Here is a 15,325-nt window from a genome sequence, read left to right as displayed (position 1 = left end):
GTCCGCGGGCGGTGCCGAGCACGGCCACTGCACCCCGCACGCGCGACCCGCCCCGGCCCGAAGGGCCCGCCCCAGCCGAAGAGGTGTTGCCCGATGGTCCACGACCCAGCCGAAGCCCCGCCCGACGCCCGTACGGCCGACGCCCGTGCTGTCAACGCCCGTTCGACCGACACAGGTGCCGTCGCCACCGGTGCGCCCGACGCCCGTGCGGCCGGCGTCCGTTCGCTGCTCGCCCGGCGGCTGCGCGGGGCGGCCGGCGGCCCTGCGGCCGACGACCGGATCCCACCGCGGCCGGAGAGGGACGCGCCCGCGCCGCTCTCCGCCGCCCAGCGCCGGCTGTGGTTCGTCGAGCAGCTGTACCCGGGCACCGCGGCCTACAACGTGTCGACCGCGTTCCGGCTGCGTGGTCCGCTGGACACCGCCGTGCTCCGTCGGTCCCTCGACACCCTGCTCGTCCGGCACGAGTCGCTGCGCACCGCCTTCCGCACCACCGCCGACGGCACACCGGTGCAGTGCCCGCAGCCCGCCACCGGGCTCGCCCTGCCCGTCGCCGAGCTCACCCCGGGCCGCTCCGAGCAGGAGACCCTGGAATCCGCGCGCAGCCTGCTCGCCGACGACTGCGCCGTCCCCTTCGACCTGGCGCAGGGGCCGCTGCTGCGGGCCGGACTGCTGCAACTGGCGGCGGATGACCACGTCCTCGCCCTCACCGTCCACCACCTGGTCGCCGACCACTGGACGCTCGCGGTGCTCTGCGAGGAACTGTCCGCGATCTACCCGGCGCTGCTCCGCGGCGAGCCCTCACCCCTGCCCGAACCCCCGCTCCAGTACGCCGACTTCGCCGCCTGGGAGGCACAGCACGACACCACCGGGGACGGCTCCTCGCTCGGCTGGTGGACGGAGCGGCTCGCCGGGCTCGCCCCGCTGGAGCTGCCCACCGACTGGCCGCGGCCGGCCGTCCAGGCCCTCACCGGTGCCCGGGTGTCCGCCGTGCTGCCCGCCACCGCCACGGTCGCGCTGCGCTCGGCCGCAAAGGGCGAGGGGGCGACCCTCTTCATGGCGGTCCTCGCCGGCCTGCAGGCCGTGCTGGCCCGCTGGACGGGCAGCACCGACATCGCCGTCGGCGGTGCGATGGCCGGCCGCGACCGGCCCGAACTGGAACGGCTCGCCGGGTTCTTCGTCGACCTGCTGCCGCTGCGCGGCGACCTCTCCGGCGATCCGTCCTTCGCCGAACTCCTCGCCCGGACGCGGGAGTCGGTGCTCGCCGCCGCGGACCACCGGGACGTGCCCTTCGACCGGCTGGTGGAGGCGGTGGCGCCCACCCGCGACCTCAGCCGCCCACCGCTGGTGTCCGTCGCCCTCTCCTACCTCTCCACCCCGCCGCCACGGCTGGACCTCGGACCGATCGGGGCGAGCGAGTTCCCCTTCGACCCGGGCGCGGCCCGCTTCGACCTCGACCTGTTCGCCCGGGAGCTCCCGGACGGCGCCCTCGGACTCGAACTCGACCACCGCACCGACCTGTTCGACCACGCCACCGCCGAGCGGCTGCTCGCCGGGATCACCGCACTGCTCGCCGCCGCCGCCGCGGACCCGACCGCCGCGCTCGCCGACCTGGCCGCCCCCGGCCCGGCCGAGACCGTCGAACTCGCCGCACTCGGCAGCAGCCCCGTTCCGCACCCCACCGCGCCGCTGGTGCACGAGCTGGTCGCCCGGCACGCCGCCGCCGCGCCCGAGCGGCCGGCCGTGGTGCAGGGCGACCGCACCGTCGGCTACGGCGAACTCGACGCGTACGCCGACCGGTTGGCCGAACGGCTGATCGGCCGCGGGGTCGGCCCCGGCACCCTGGTCGGGGTCTGCCTGGAGCGCTCGCCGGAGCTGGTCGGCGCGCTGCTCGCCGTGCTGAAGGCCGGCGGCGCCTATCTGCCGCTGGACCCGGAGTACCCGGCCGACCGGCTCGCCCACATGCTCGCCGACAGCGGCACCCCGCTGGTCGTCACCGACACCCGGTGCGCCGGCCGGCTGCCGGCCTCCGCCGCCGCCCTGCTGCTCACCGACGCCGAGCAGCCGGACGCCGCGCCCGCCGCCGAGCCCACCGAGCCCGCCACCGAGCCCGCCACCGAGCCCACCGACGGCGCGCCCTCGGACACCGGCCACCGGCCCGCCGCCGCGGACGACCTCGCCTACGCCATCTACACCTCGGGCTCCACCGGGCGTCCCAAGGGCGTCCTGGTCGAGCACCGCGCCCTGCTCAACCTCTGCCACTGGCACAACCGCCGCCACCGGATCACCCCGGAGGACCGCGGCACCATGCTCGCCGCGCAGGGATTCGACGCCGCCGTCTGGGAGTTGTGGCCCTACCTGGCCGCCGGGGCCTCGGTCGCGGTGGTCGACGCGGCGGTCCGCACCGACCCGGCCGGGCTGACCGCCTGGCTGGCGGGCTCCGGGGCGACCGTCGCCTTCCTGCCGACGCCGCTGGCCGAGGCGGTGCTCGCCGAGGAGGGCTGCACGGCGCTGCCGCTGCGCTCGCTGCTCACCGGCGGCGAGCTGCTGCGCCGCCGGCCGCGGCCCGGGCTGCCGTTCACCGTGGTCAACCACTACGGGCCCACCGAGAACGCGGTGGTCGCCACCGAGGGCGAGGTCGCCCCGGAGGGCACCGGCGAGGGGCCCGCGGACATCGGCCGGCCGATCGACAACGTCGTGGCCCGGGTGCTGGCCGCGGACGGCACACCCGTGCCGCGCGGCGCCGTCGGCGAGCTGCACCTGGGCGGCGCCGGCCTGGCCCGCGGCTACCTGGGGGCCGAGGAGCTCACCCGGCAGCGCTTCGTCCCGGACCCGCAGGGCCCGCCGGGCGCCCGGCTCTACCGCACCGGCGACCTGGTCCGCTGGCGCACCGACGGCCGGCTGGACTTCCTCGGCCGCGCCGACCGGCAGGTCAAGCTCCGCGGCCACCGGATCGAGCCGGGCGAGATCGAGGCCCGCCTGGTGGAGCACCCGGGCGTCGCCGAGGCCGTGGTCGTGCTGCACTCCCCCGTCGGCGGCGACGCCGCGCTGGTCGGCTATCTGACCGTGCCCGGCCGGGGCACCGCCGCACCCGAGGGGCTGCGGGAGTGGCTCGCCGAGCGGCTGCCGGAGCCGATGCTGCCGGCCGGCTTCGTGGTGCTGGACGCGCTGCCGCTGACCCCGGCGGGCAAGGTCGACCGGGCGGCGCTGCCCGACCCGGGTGCGCTGCGCCCGCCGTTCCGAGCGCCGCGGCCCGGCACCGAGGCCCGGCTCGCCGCGCTGTGGGCCGAGGTGTTCGGCCTGTCCGAGGTCGGCGCCGACGACGACTTCTTCGCGCTCGGCGGCCACTCGCTGCTGGCGACCCGGCTGCTCGGCCGGGTGCGCCGCGCCTTCGCCGTCGAGGTGCCGCTGCACGCGCTGTTCCGCTTCCCGACCGTCGCCCGGCTCGCCGCGGGCGCCGTCGACCCCGCGCTGGCCGCCGCGCAGGAGGAGACCGACCGCCGCCTGCGCACCCGGATGGCCGCCCTCTCGGAGGAGCAGATCCGGGCCCTGATCTCCCGCACCGCCACGAGCACGGCCACCACCGACACCGGCACAGCCACCGCCAACGCCACCGCCACCGCCGGCACCGCCACGACCGAGGAGACCCGATGACCACCGGGACGACGCCCCAGCCCGCAGCCGACGACGACTACTTCTTCGAGGCCGACCTGTACGACACCCTGTGGGCCGGGCTGAACAAGCTCGACCTGCCGTTCTTCCTCTCCACCGTGAAGGAGTTCGGCGGTCCGGTGCTCGAACTCGCGGCCGGCACCGGCCGGGTGCTGCTGCCCGCGGTGCGGATCGCCGGCAGCGGCGTCGGCGTCGACCTGTCCGTCTCGATGCTGGAGCAGGGCCGCCGCAACGCCGCCGCCGAGGGCCTGGACGAGTCCGCGGTGCGCTTCGTCGAGGGCGACCTGCGGACGGTCCGCCTCGGCGAGCGCTTCCCGCTGATCCTGGCCGCCGGGCAGCCGCTGTTCCACTGCGCGAACGACGAGGACTGGGCCGAGGCACTCGCCACCGTCCGCGAACACCTCACCCCCGGCGGCCGGTTCGTCTCCGGCATCCCGTACTTCCGCTTCGACGAGATGGCCAAGTACAGCGAGCGCCTCTACCTCGCGGGCGAGATCCGCCACCCCGGCACCGGGCAGCGGATCGCCATGTGGGACTACAACACCTACGACCTCCAGGAGCAGTCCATCACCCGCCGCCGGGTCAGCGAACTGCTCGACGAGGACGGACTGGTGACCGAGCGCCGGCACACCTTCCGGAAGAACTACTACCGCTACCCGAACGAGGTCCGCCGCACCCTGCAGCAGGCCGGCTTCACCGTCGAGCGCGAGTACGGCGGCTACGACGAGTCGCCGTACGGCCCGAACTCCGAGCACTACGTCTGGGTCGCCACGGCCCGCTGACCAGCCAGCACCCGGCCCGCCCGAGGAGGAGACGGCGATGGACGGCATCGAGGAACTGCTCGCGGGCCTGGACCCGCAGCAGCGCCAGGCCCTGCTCGACCGGCTGGAGGCCGCGGACGCCCCGCCCGGTCCGGCGGAGGCACCGGCGCCGCTCTCGCCCGGGCAGCGGCGGCTCTGGTTCCTGCACCGGCTGGAGCCCGACAACCCGGCCTACCACATCTGCCACCAGGTCGACTGGCCGGGCGAGTTGGACACCGACGCGCTGGCGGCCGCCCTCGGCGACCTCGCCGAGCGGCACGAGGCACTGCGCACCCGCTACACCGCCGAGGGCGAGGACCTCCGCCCGGTGGTCGACCCGCCCGCCGCCGTCCCGGTGCGGACCGTCGACCTGACCGCCCTGCCCGCCGCCGAGGCGGAGCAGGAACTCGCCGCCACCGCACGGGCCGAGGCCGACCTGCCGTTCGACCTGGAGAACGGCCCGGTGCTGCGGGCCACCTCCGTCCTGCTGCCCGGCGGCGCCGCCCGGGTCGTCCTCGCCCAGCACCACATCAACAGCGACGGCTGGTCGGTGGACGTGCTGCTGGACGAGCTCTGGCAGGCCTACCGGGCCCGTTCGGCGGGCCGCACACCGGATTTCGGCGGGCAGCCCGGACAGTACCGGGAGTTCGCGGCCTGGCAGCAGGAGCGGGCCGGCTCCGGCGCGGTCACCGCCGACCTCGCCTGGTGGCGGTCCGAACTCGCCTCCGGCGTCGAACCGCTGGAGCTGCCGGTGGACGGGCCGCGCGCCGCCGGCCGGGGGCGCGGCGCCGTCCTGCGCCGCACCCTGCCCGCGGACCTCACCGCCGCGCTGGAGGCCCTCGGCCGGTCGGCGGGCAGCACGCTCTTCATGACCGCCCTGGCCGGCTTCCAGGCGCTGCTGCACCGCTGGACGGGCAGCCCCCGGGTCCCGGTCGCGGTGCCGGTCAGCGGCCGCGGCCGGCCCGAGTTCGAGTCCGCCGCCGGCTTCTTCCTCAACACCCTGCTGCTGCAGGCCGACCTCTCCGCCGATCCGGCCTTCACCGAGTTGCTCGGACAGGTCCGGGAGCGGGTGCTCGGCGCCTTCGAGCACCAGGAGGCGCCGTTCGAACGGCTGGTGGAGGAGCTCGCCCCCGGCCGCGGCGGCCGCAGCCCGCTCACTCCGGTGCTGTTCGCCTTCAACGCGCACCCGGCGGGCGACGAGCCCGGCCCGCTGCGGGCCCGCACCGCCGAGGTCGACACCTCCGGCGCCCGGGCCGAGCTGTGCGTCGTGCTGGAGACGGGCGCGGACGGCGGACTGCGGATCGCGTACGAGTACGACCGCGACCTCTTCGAGCAGGTCACCGTGGAGCGGCTGCACGGCCACCTGGGCCGGCTGCTCGCCGGGGCCGCCGCCGACCCGGCGCTGCCGGTCTCCCGGCTGCCGCTGCTCACCGGGGAGGAGGAGCGGCAGCTCGCCGCCTGGAACGCCACCGGGCTGGAGCTGCCCGCCGTCGCCACCGTCGCCGACCTGGTCGCGCAGCAGGCCGACCGCACCCCGGACGCCGTCGCCCTGGTCCGCGGCGGCGAGCAGGTCGGATACCGCGAACTCGACCGCCGGGCCAACCGCCTGGCGCACCGGCTGGTCGCCCTCGGGGTGCGGCCGGGCGACCGGGTCGGCGTGCTGCTGGAGCGCTCCCCCGCCCTGGTGACCGCCCTGCTCGCGGTGCTCCGCGCGGGCGCCGCCTACGTGCCGCTGGACCCGTCCTACCCCGCCGACCGGCTCGGTTACGTCCTCGCCGACGCCGAGGTGCCCGTGCTGATCGGCACCGCGGAGCTCGCGAGCCGGCTGGAGGGCCCGCTGCCCGCCCTGGTCGAACCGGGCGAGGACGCCGGATTCCCCGCCACCGCACCGGAGATCGGCCGCGACGGCGCCGACCCGGCCTACGTGCTCTACACCTCCGGTTCCACCGGGCGTCCCAAGGGCGTCGTCAACACCCACGCGGGACTGCTCAACCACACCGTCTGGCTGCGCGACGCCTTCGCGGTCGACGGCAGCGACCGGGTGCTGCAGAAGACCCCGATCGGCTTCGACGTGTCGCTCTGGGAGCTGCTGGTGCCGCTCACCGCGGGCGCCGCGCTGGTGCTGGCCGAGCCGGACGGCCACCGCGACCCGCGCTACCTGGCCGAGGTGATCGAGCAGCAGCGGATCACCGTGGTGCACTTCGTGCCCTCGATGCTCCAGGTCTTCCTGGACGGCGCCGAGCCGGACGCGCTGCGCGGCGTGCGGCAGATCCTGTGCAGCGGCGAGACGCTGCCCGGCGAACTGGTGCGCCGCTGCCGGGCCGCCGGCATCACCGCCCCGATCGACAACCTCTACGGGCCGACCGAGGCGGCCGTGCACGTCACCCGCTGGACGTGCACGCCCGAGGACACCGCGGGCGTGCCGATCGGCCACCCCGTCGCCAACACGCAGCTGCACGTGCTGGACGCGCACGGCTCGCCCGTCCCGGTCGGCCGTCCCGGCGAGCTGTACCTCGGCGGGGTGCAGGTCGCGGCCGGCTACTGGGGCCGCCCCGACCTCACCGGCGAGCGGTTCCTGCCGGACCCGTTCTCCGCCGACCCGGCGGCCCGGCTCTACCGCACCGGCGACCTCGTCCGGCGCCGCCCCGACGGCGCCCTGGAGCACCTCGGCCGGCTCGACCACCAGGTGAAGCTGCGCGGCCTGCGGATCGAACTCGGCGAGATCGAGGCCGTGCTGACCGGCCACCCCGCGGTCGCCGAGGCCGTGGTGCTGCTGCGCGAGGACACCCCGGGCGAACCCCGGCTGGTCGCCTACTGGGTGCCGGCCCCGGGCGGCCCCGGCGAACCTGCGGAGGACGAGGTCCGCGCGCACCTCGCCCGGCTGCTGCCCGGCTACATGGTGCCCGCGGCGCTCGTCGCCCTGGCCGCCCTGCCGCTCTCCGCCAACGGGAAGACGGACCGCAAGGCCCTCGCCGAGGCGCCCGCCCCGGCGGTCCGCACGGCCGGCTACGAGGCGCCGCGCGACGAGGTCGAGCAGACCCTCGCCGGGCTCTACGGCGAACTGCTCGGCCGTGACCGGGTCGGCATCCGCGACGACTTCTTCGAGCTCGGCGGCCACTCGCTGCTGGCCACCCGGCTGGCCGCCCGGATCCGCCGCGACTTCGGCGTCGACCTCCCGCTCCGGGACCTGTTCGACGCACCGACCGTCGAGGCGCTGGCCGTCCGGGTCGTCGAGGCGGTGCTCGGCGGCCTCGACGAGGACCAGTTGGACGCGGTGCTCTCCGCGGACACCGACCGGGCGCCGGGAACCTGACCGCCACCGACTCCGGCACCGCCACGACCAGAACGCCACGACCAGAACGCCACCGGCCAGAACGAGAGGGCAGCAGGATGGACAGGCGACCGGCACGGATCCCCGAGGTGCTGCACAACCGCAACTTCGCGCTGTACTACACGGGGCAGAGCCTCTCCGTCCTCGGCGACGCGATCGTGCCGGTCGCGCTCGCCTTCGCCGTGCTGGACCTCGGCCGCGGCGCCGGCGCACTCGGCCTGGTGCTCGCCGCCGGCATCGCGCCGGGCGTGCTGCTGGTGCTGGTCGGGGGCGTGGTCGCGGACCGGATCGAACGGCGCCGGCTGATGGTCGCCTGCGACCTGGTGCGGTTCGGCTCGCAGGCCGCCCAGGGCGTGCTGCTCTGGACGGGGCACGCCACCCTGCTCTCCCTGGTGCTGCTCCAACTGGTCTGGGGCACCGCGGCGGCGTTCTTCCGCCCGGCGTCCACCGGCCTGATCGCCGAGTGGGTCGAACCCGACCGGCTGCAGCAGGCCAACGGGATGGTCGGGCTGAGCGACAACCTCGCCTACACGGTCGGCCCGGCCGTCGCCGGCGTGCTGATCGCGGTCTTCGGCCCCGGGGCGGCGCTGCTCGCCGACGCGCTCACCTTCGCCGCCAGCGCCGTCGCCCTCTCGCTCGCCCGTCCGGCGGCACGGACGGCGGCACGGACGGCGGCACGGACGGCGGCGAAGGCGGCCGAGGCGTCGGCCTCGGTGCTGCGCGGACTCGCCGAGGGCTGGCAGGAGTTCCGCTCCCGCACCTGGCTCTGGTCGATGGTGCTGTGGGCGGCGACCTTCCACCTGCTGGCGCTGCCCTCGGTGCTGGTGCTCGGCCCGGCGGTGGCCAAGTCCGACCTGGGCGGGGCCTCCGCCTGGGCGGCGATCGCCGCCTGTTCGGGGCTCGGCGCCGTGGTCGGCGGGGTGATCGCCCTCCGCCACCGGCCGCGGTACCTGCTGCGTGCCACCTTCGTCCCGCTCGGGCTGTACGGCCTGCAGCTGGTGGCGCTCGCGATGCCCGCCCGGACGGCCGTGGTGGCCGCCGCGGCGCTGGTCGGCGGGGTCGGCGTCGCCATGTTCAACGTGTACTTCTACACCGCGCTGCAGCAGCACATCCCGCTGCCGGTGATGTCCCGGGTGGCGTCCTACGAGTGGCTGGGCAGCATCGCCCTGCTGCCGGTCGGCCAGGCCCTGGTCGGGCCGGTGGCCGCGGCGACCTCCGTGCCGGGGGTGCTGCTGGTGGCCGGCGGCTGGATGCTGGTCTCCCCGGTGGTGCTGTACCTGATCCGCTCGGCCCGGGAGCTACGGGCCGTGGACGACTCCCCGGAGACCGTGGTCGCGGACGCGACGCCCGTCCCGGCGGGCGGCGTGGCCTGACGGCCTGTCAGCCGATCGGGGAGCGCTTCGGACCGAGCACGCAGAGCCCGTCGCCCTCCGGGGCGGCGAGCACCGTCCGGCCGGCGTCGGCGGGTCGGCCCACGCCGGCCTGGATGGCGCCGAGGGCCGGCGGCCGGGCCACCTCGGCCCCGCGGTCGTCCGGGACGAGGTCGAGGTGCCGCCGGTTCTTCCCCTTCCGCCGCTCCGGGACGGGCACGGACACCAGCCCGGGGCAGGCGTGTTCGTCCGTGCCGACGACCACCTCGGCGGCGCTCTCCAGCAGGATGCGGTGGCCCGGTGCGGCCGCCCGGGAGCGGGCCGGTGCGGCCGGGTCGAGGGCGTCCACGGCCACCCGGTGGAGCCGCAGGCTCATGCCGCGAACCCCTCCTCGGCGGCCACCCCGGCCCGGTAGGCGAACGCCACCAGCTGCGCACGGTCCTTCAACTCCAGTTTGGTGCGCAGCCGGTAGACGTGGGTGCGCACGGTCGCCTCACCGATGCAGAGCCGGTCGGCCATCTCCAGCGGGGAGAGGCCCTCGGCGATCAGGCCGAGCACCTCCCGCTCGCGGATGGTCAGCGACTGCAGTGCGGAGCGGGTGGCCGGCCGGACCCGACGGCTGCCTGCCGTCCGGTACCACTCCACCAGGCGGTGGGAGACGCTGGGCGAGAAGACGGCCTCGCCGCGGGCGGCGGCCCGGACGGCACCGGCCAGTTCCTCGCGGCTGGTGTCCTTGACCAGCAGGCCGTGGGTGGGCGCCTGCAGCACGTCCTTCACCATGTCCTCGTTGTCGTGCTGGGCGAAGACCACCAGGCGCGGCCGCACGGGCAACCGTTCGGCGTCCAGCCGGCGCAGCAGGTCCAGGCAGGACATGCCGCGCAGGTGCAGGCCGGTGACCAGGACGTGCGGGCCGTGCACGGCGGCCAGGTGGACGGCGCGGGCGCCGCTGTCGGTGGCGGCGACCACGTCGATGTCGGCGGCGGGGGCGAGCAGGGTGCACAGCCCGTCCCGGATGACGGAGGACTCATCGACGATCATGACTCGAACGGACTGCGGGGGCGCACCGGCGGGGTTGCTGCTCCGGGGTGCGACGGCTGGCCCTGGCATCACTACCTCGCAACTCGTGGTCGGCACCGTTTCCCGTGTGATCCATGGTGACGGAGACAAGCGCCCGCGACAGGTGCCACGCGTGTATCGGTAATTAACATACTATCGCGAAGGAATGTTCGGTCAACGGTTTCCGGCCATCACCGACAAAGCACCGCTAACCGGTTAACAGGCATTCAGCGGATTGCCGAACCGACGGGCGCGCGCCGCCACCGGGGCGGATGTGCAATGCGGGCAATCGCGGCCGCGATCCACCACCGGGAACCGCACCGGCCGCCGCCGGGACTTCCCGCCCCACGATCTGCCGCCGAGCGCTTCCGCAAGGCTTCGGCTCGACAGCACCGCCCGCGGGCGCCGCGGCCGGCGGAACCCGGTGCCGGCGGTCGGGATCGGGTCGATCGGCACGCTGTACGCGCGCCGGGAGGCGGCAGTAGAGTCCCACTGAAACTTGCTGCAAGAACTTGCAGAGTGAGAGGACCCGCCATGCCGAGAGTCGTCCCGCCCGTCGCCGACGAGCGCACGGCGCTGACCGCCTACCTGGCCCACCAGCGGCGCGCGCTGCGGGTCACCGCTTACGGTCTGACCGAGGAGCAGGCCCGCATGGCGCCCACCGGCAGTGAACTGAGCATCGGCGGTCTCATCAAGCACGCCGCACGGTGCGAGGAGTTCTGGACCGACCTCATGCTTCAGCGGCAGCGCGGGACGCAGCGAAAGACGGACGAGTCGGACGCGGACGAATTCCGGCTCGCCCCGGACGAGACCCTGACCGCGATCCTGGCCACGTATGCCGAGGCGGCCGATCGGACCGACGCGGTGATCACCGGGATTCCGGACCTCGGGCAGGCCGTTCCGGTGCCGCAGGGGGCTCCGTGGATTCCCGCCGAGGTCGAGGAATGGTCGATCCGCTGGGTCCTGCTGCACTTGATCGAGGAGACGGCACGGCACGGCGGTCACGCCGACGTCATCCGCGAGAGCATCGACGGCGCGACCTTCGACCCGCTGCTCGCCGCGGCCGAGGCGTGGCCCGACCCCTGGGTCCGACCGTGGGAACCCGCGTCCCCGGGCGTCGGCTGACGGCCTGCGGCGAGACGTGCCGGCCCGGCCGGGGCCGAGCCGCTGCGGGCCGGTGTGCTGCCCGCGCCGAACCCGGCAGGTGGCGAAGTCCCGGCGGCGCCGGTCTCCTTGGCGTGGTCGCGGCACTCGCCGCCGATCCGGGGCGAAGTCCCGGCGGCACCGGACATCGGCACCGCCGGGGCGAACCACGGAGTGCGGCTCCGCAGGGGGTGAACCGGACCTACGCCACCAGCAGGCCGGCCACCAGCTCGGCCAGGTCCTCCGGGGAGATGACCCGGATCCCGAGCTCCTCCGCCTTGGCGCGCTTGGAGCCGGCCTTCTCGCCGGCCACCAGCAGGGTCGTCCGCTTGGAGACGGACGAGGACGCCTTACCGCCGGCGCGCTCGATCAGCTCGTTCATCTGGTTGCGGCTGAGGTCGGCCAGCGGGCCGGTCATGCTGCCGGTCACCACCACGGCCTCGCCGGCCAGCGGGCCGGCCGGGCCGTCCTCGGCGGCGGCCGTGGCCGCGGCGGACGGGGTGACGGCCGTGCCGACGCCGTGCGCCGCCAGCTTGTCCAGCACCGGTGCGAGTCCGACGAGTTCGGCGACGATCACGGCGGCCTTGTCCGGGCCGATGCCGTCGACCTCGGCGAGCGCCTCGGCGTCCGCGGCGCGGACGGCCGCCATGCTGCCGAAGTGGGCGGCGATCCGGCGGGACATCGAGCGACCGGTGCCGAGCACGCCGAGCGCGCAGAACACCCGGTTCAGCGGCCGCGTCCTGGCTTCGGCGATCGCCGCGAGCAGGTTGTCGGCGCTGGTGTCGCCCATCCGGTCGAGGGTGAGCAGCTGCTCGCGGGTGAGCGCGAAGAGGTCGGCGAGGTCGGCGACCAGGCCCGCCTCGACGAGCTGGACGGCGCGGGTGCCGCCGAGCCCCTCGACGTCGAGCTGGTCGCGGCCGACGGCGTAGCGGATCGAGGCGACGGCCTGGCAGCCGCGGCCCCGCACGCACCGCCAGCGCTGCTGCGAGGTGTCGATGGCGTCGCCGCAGCGCGGGCAGACGGCGGGGAAGACGATCGGCTGCTCGTCGCCGGTGCGCTGGTCGACCAGCGGCGCCTCGACCCGGGGGATGACGTCGCCGGCCCGGTGGACGAAGACCTGGTCGCCGATCAGCAGGCCGCGGCGGGTGATGTCGGCCGGGTTGTGCAGGGTGGCGTAGGTGATGGTGACGCCGTCGACCTCGACCGGCTCCAGGACGGCGCGCGGGGCGATCACGCCGGTGCGGCCGACGTTCCACTCGACGCCGAGCAGCCGGGTGACCTTGTGCACCGCGGGCAGCTTGTAGGCGACGGCCCAGCGCGGGGCGCGCGAGCCGGCACCGGCCTGCTCCTGGTCGGCCTCGGCGTCGGCCTTCACCACGATGCCGTCGATGCCGAACGGCAGGTCGGCGCGGAGCGCGGCGATCTCCTCGATCCGCTGCCGCACCTCCTCGACGCCCTCGCAGCGGCCGGGGCGGGCGGCGGTGCTCGCGGCGGTGCTGGCACCGAGCGCGGCGAGCCGGTCGAGCAGGGCGCTGTGGCCGAGGCCGCCGAGCCCGATGGCGCCGTAGGCGAAGAAGGTGAGTTCGATGCGGTAGGGGCGGTCCTTGGCGCGCAGGGTGCCGGCGGCGCCGTTGCGGGGGTTGGCGAAGGGGGTGGCGCCGTGTGCGGTGCGCACCTCGTTGGCGTGCTCGAACTGGCTCTGGGTGAGCAGGACTTCGCCGCGCAGCTCGACGTCGATCGGCTCGGCGAGGGTCTGCGGCAGGCCGAGGACGGCGTCGGCGGCGTGGCCGATGTCCTCGCCGGCGAGGCCGTCGCCACGGGTGATCAGGCGGACGAGCCGGCCCTCGCGGTAGCGGGCCGCGACGGCGAGGCCGTCGAGCTTGGGCTCGACGCACCAGCCGTCCACCGGGCGGCCGAGGCGGCACTCCAGGCCGGCGGCCCAGGCGGTGAGCTCCTCGGCGGAGAAGACGTTGTCGAGGCTGAGCATCGGCACGCTGTGCGGGACGTCGCCGAGGGCGGCGCCGCCGGCCACCTTGCCGGTGGGCGAGTCGGGCAGCGCCTCGCCGGGGTGGGCCTGCTCCCAGGCCTCGATCGAGCGCAGCAGCGCGTCGTACTCGTCGTCGCCCAACGGCGTGGAGCCGTCGGCGTAGTAGGCCGCGGCCGCCTGCACGGCGGTGGCGACGGCATCGGCATAGGCGGCGTGGGTGGCCAGGGCGGCTGCGTCCTTCATGTCGAACATCATCTCGACCGCCACCGACATTCGGAGGGCCGGGTTCCGGCCCGTCGGCCCGTCCCGACGCCGGCGACCGGACGGACAGGTTCCGCTTTGCCAAACAGTCTATTTCGACTGATAGATTTAGACCATGCCACGACGCGCTCTCGACCACCCGATCGTCCCGGCCCTGCTCGGCCTGCTGCTCGAAGGCGACGCCCATCCGCACCGGATCCTCGCCGAGCTGCGGGAACGCAGCGCCCACCACGCCGCGGCGGTCAACCGCGGCACCCTCTACAACACCGTCGCCGCCCTGGAGGAGGCCGGCTGGGTGGCCGCCCACGGCCAGGAACGCACCGGGAACCGCCCCGAGCGGACGGTCTACGGCATCACCGGGGCCGGCCGTGAGGAGCTCGTCCGCCGGCTGGACCATCAGATCCGCACCCCGGAACGGGAGTTCTCGCCCTTCCTCGGCGCGGTCGGCCACCTCGGCGCACTCGGCCCCGAGCGCGCCCGCGACGCGCTGGCGGAACGCGCCCGCCGCCTGCGCGAACGCACCGCCGAGGACGAACGACGCCTGGCCCAGGCCCTGGCCGCGGGCGTGCCCAGGCTGTTCGTGATCGAGGCCGAGTACGCGCTCGCCCTCGCCCGCACCGAGACCGCCTGGGTCGAGTCGCTCGCCGAGGAGATCCGCACCGGCACGCTCGCCTGGCCCGCCGGCCCCACCCCGTCCCGGGAACAGGACGGAGGCGACCGTGACTGAGCGTCTGCTCTTCGGCATCTACCCCGGCGGCGTCTGCGGCGACGACGACGGCGACCTCGCCGTCGGCCCGCCGGACGACCCCGACCGCGTCACCGCCCTGCTGGACCGGCTGCAGGGCCGCCCCGGCCGGCCCTTCCTGGTCCGCGCCTACACCGCCTTCGACGACACCACCGCACCCGGCGGCCCGCATCCGACGGCCACCCCGGCCGGAGCCGAGCGGTACGCCGTCCGCGGCCGCCGGCTGGACCTGGTCGCGCAGTACCGGTCGGCCGCCGGAGACGTCCCCGGGTACTGCACCTTCCTGCGCGAACTCGTCGGCCGGTACGGCGCGGTGACGCAGACCCTGCAGGTGACGGAGGAGCCGAACGTCACCGGCAACCCCCTCTTGGACGGCGACCACCCGGCCGTCCGGGAGGCGATCGTGCACGGCGTGCGCGCCGCCCGGGACCAGGCCCGCGAACTCGGCCACCACCACCTGCGGATCGGTTTCAACACCACCCCGCTGTTCGGCCCGGCGACGTCCTTCGTCACCGAGCTGGCCGAGCTCGGCGGCCCCGACTTCCGCGCCGAACTCGACTACGTGGGGCTGGACTTCTTCCCCGACGTGTTCCGCCCGGTCGCGCCGGCCGAGCTCGCCGACACGGTCGCCGCGGTGCTGCGCCACCACCGCGAGAACGTGCTCGCGCCCGCCGGCCTCGGGCACCTGCCGCTGCACGTCACCGAGCACGGCTGGCCCACCGGCCCGGGCCGGACGCCGCAGCGGCAGGCCGAGATCGTCGAGACGGTCGTCCGCACCGTCGCCGAGCACGCGGCAGCGCTCGGGCTGAGCGGGTACACCCACTTCTCGCTGCGCGACGCCGACAGCGGCGGGCCCGGGCTCTTCCACCGCTTCGGGCTGACGGCGGACGACCACACGCCCAAACCCGCCTTCGACACCCTGTGCGCCCTCGTCGAGCGGTACACGGTCTGAGGGCCGGCACG

The 15,325-nt window shown here is 75.6% G+C and carries 10 protein-coding genes; 7 read left to right on the top strand and 3 right to left on the bottom strand.

Going from position 1 to position 15,325, the window contains the following annotated elements; all coding sequences use genetic code 11:
• Positions 1-93: 93 nt before the first annotated feature.
• The 4 genes from AB0O09_RS03010 to AB0O09_RS02995 all read left to right on the top strand — a co-directional run bounded on the left by AB0O09_RS03010 (position 94) and on the right by AB0O09_RS02995 (position 9,173).
• A complete protein-coding gene (locus AB0O09_RS03010) occupies positions 94-3,651 on the top strand; it encodes an amino acid adenylation domain-containing protein (protein WP_363539596.1) in 3,558 nt (1,185 codons plus the stop codon).
• Positions 3,648-4,451, top strand: a complete 804-nt coding sequence (locus tag AB0O09_RS03005; RefSeq protein WP_363539594.1) for a class I SAM-dependent methyltransferase — start codon at positions 3,648-3,650, stop codon at positions 4,449-4,451. Before AB0O09_RS03010 ends, AB0O09_RS03005 begins: the two co-directional genes overlap by 4 nt.
• Before the next feature lie 37 nt (positions 4,452-4,488).
• Positions 4,489-7,782, top strand: coding sequence for an amino acid adenylation domain-containing protein (locus tag AB0O09_RS03000; RefSeq protein WP_363539592.1), 3,294 nt, complete (start codon positions 4,489-4,491; stop codon positions 7,780-7,782).
• 77 nt (positions 7,783-7,859) lie between these two features.
• On the top strand, positions 7,860-9,173 hold the full coding sequence (locus AB0O09_RS02995; RefSeq protein WP_363539590.1) for an MFS transporter: 1,314 nt from the start codon (positions 7,860-7,862) through the stop codon (positions 9,171-9,173).
• Between the two features lie 7 nt (positions 9,174-9,180).
• On the opposite strand, the gene AB0O09_RS02990 is transcribed toward AB0O09_RS02995, so the two are convergent.
• Together AB0O09_RS02990 and AB0O09_RS02985 are read right to left on the bottom strand one after the other, a co-directional pair.
• Positions 9,181-9,546, bottom strand: a complete 366-nt coding sequence (locus AB0O09_RS02990) for a VOC family protein (RefSeq protein ID WP_363539588.1) — start codon at positions 9,544-9,546, stop codon at positions 9,181-9,183.
• The gene (locus AB0O09_RS02985; protein ID WP_344623952.1) at positions 9,543-10,208 is read right to left on the bottom strand and encodes a response regulator transcription factor; all 666 of its coding nucleotides are present in this window, start codon (positions 10,206-10,208) and stop codon (positions 9,543-9,545) included. The genes AB0O09_RS02990 and AB0O09_RS02985 overlap by 4 nt, the downstream gene beginning before the upstream one ends.
• Before the next feature lie 552 nt (positions 10,209-10,760).
• On the opposite strand from AB0O09_RS02985, the gene AB0O09_RS02980 reads away from it, so the two are divergent.
• Complete coding sequence (locus tag AB0O09_RS02980) at positions 10,761-11,351, top strand: DinB family protein (protein ID WP_363539586.1); 591 nt, start codon at positions 10,761-10,763, stop codon at positions 11,349-11,351.
• A 220-nt stretch (positions 11,352-11,571) separates the two neighbouring features.
• Here AB0O09_RS02980 and ligA read toward each other — a convergent pair whose 3' ends face one another.
• Positions 11,572-13,608, bottom strand: coding sequence for an NAD-dependent DNA ligase LigA (ligA, locus tag AB0O09_RS02975; protein ID WP_363539761.1), 2,037 nt, complete (start codon positions 13,606-13,608; stop codon positions 11,572-11,574).
• 124 nt (positions 13,609-13,732) lie between these two features.
• Between ligA and AB0O09_RS02970 the strand changes: the two genes are divergently transcribed.
• Together AB0O09_RS02970 and AB0O09_RS02965 are read left to right on the top strand one after the other, a co-directional pair.
• Positions 13,733-14,344: a helix-turn-helix transcriptional regulator gene (locus AB0O09_RS02970; protein WP_363539584.1), complete on the top strand. Its 612-nt coding sequence runs from the start codon at positions 13,733-13,735 to the stop codon at positions 14,342-14,344.
• Positions 14,337-15,314, top strand: a complete 978-nt coding sequence (locus tag AB0O09_RS02965) for a hypothetical protein (RefSeq protein WP_363539582.1) — start codon at positions 14,337-14,339, stop codon at positions 15,312-15,314. The genes AB0O09_RS02970 and AB0O09_RS02965 overlap by 8 nt, the downstream gene beginning before the upstream one ends.
• Positions 15,315-15,325: the final 11 nt, after the last annotated feature.

Origin of the sequence: Kitasatospora sp. NPDC093679 (assembly GCF_040683455.1) — a bacterium.
Lineage (GTDB): Bacteria > Actinomycetota > Actinomycetes > Streptomycetales > Streptomycetaceae > Kitasatospora > Kitasatospora arboriphila.
The sequence above is the reverse complement of the archived record's forward strand: the minus strand, read 5'-3'. Positions and strand labels throughout refer to the sequence as shown.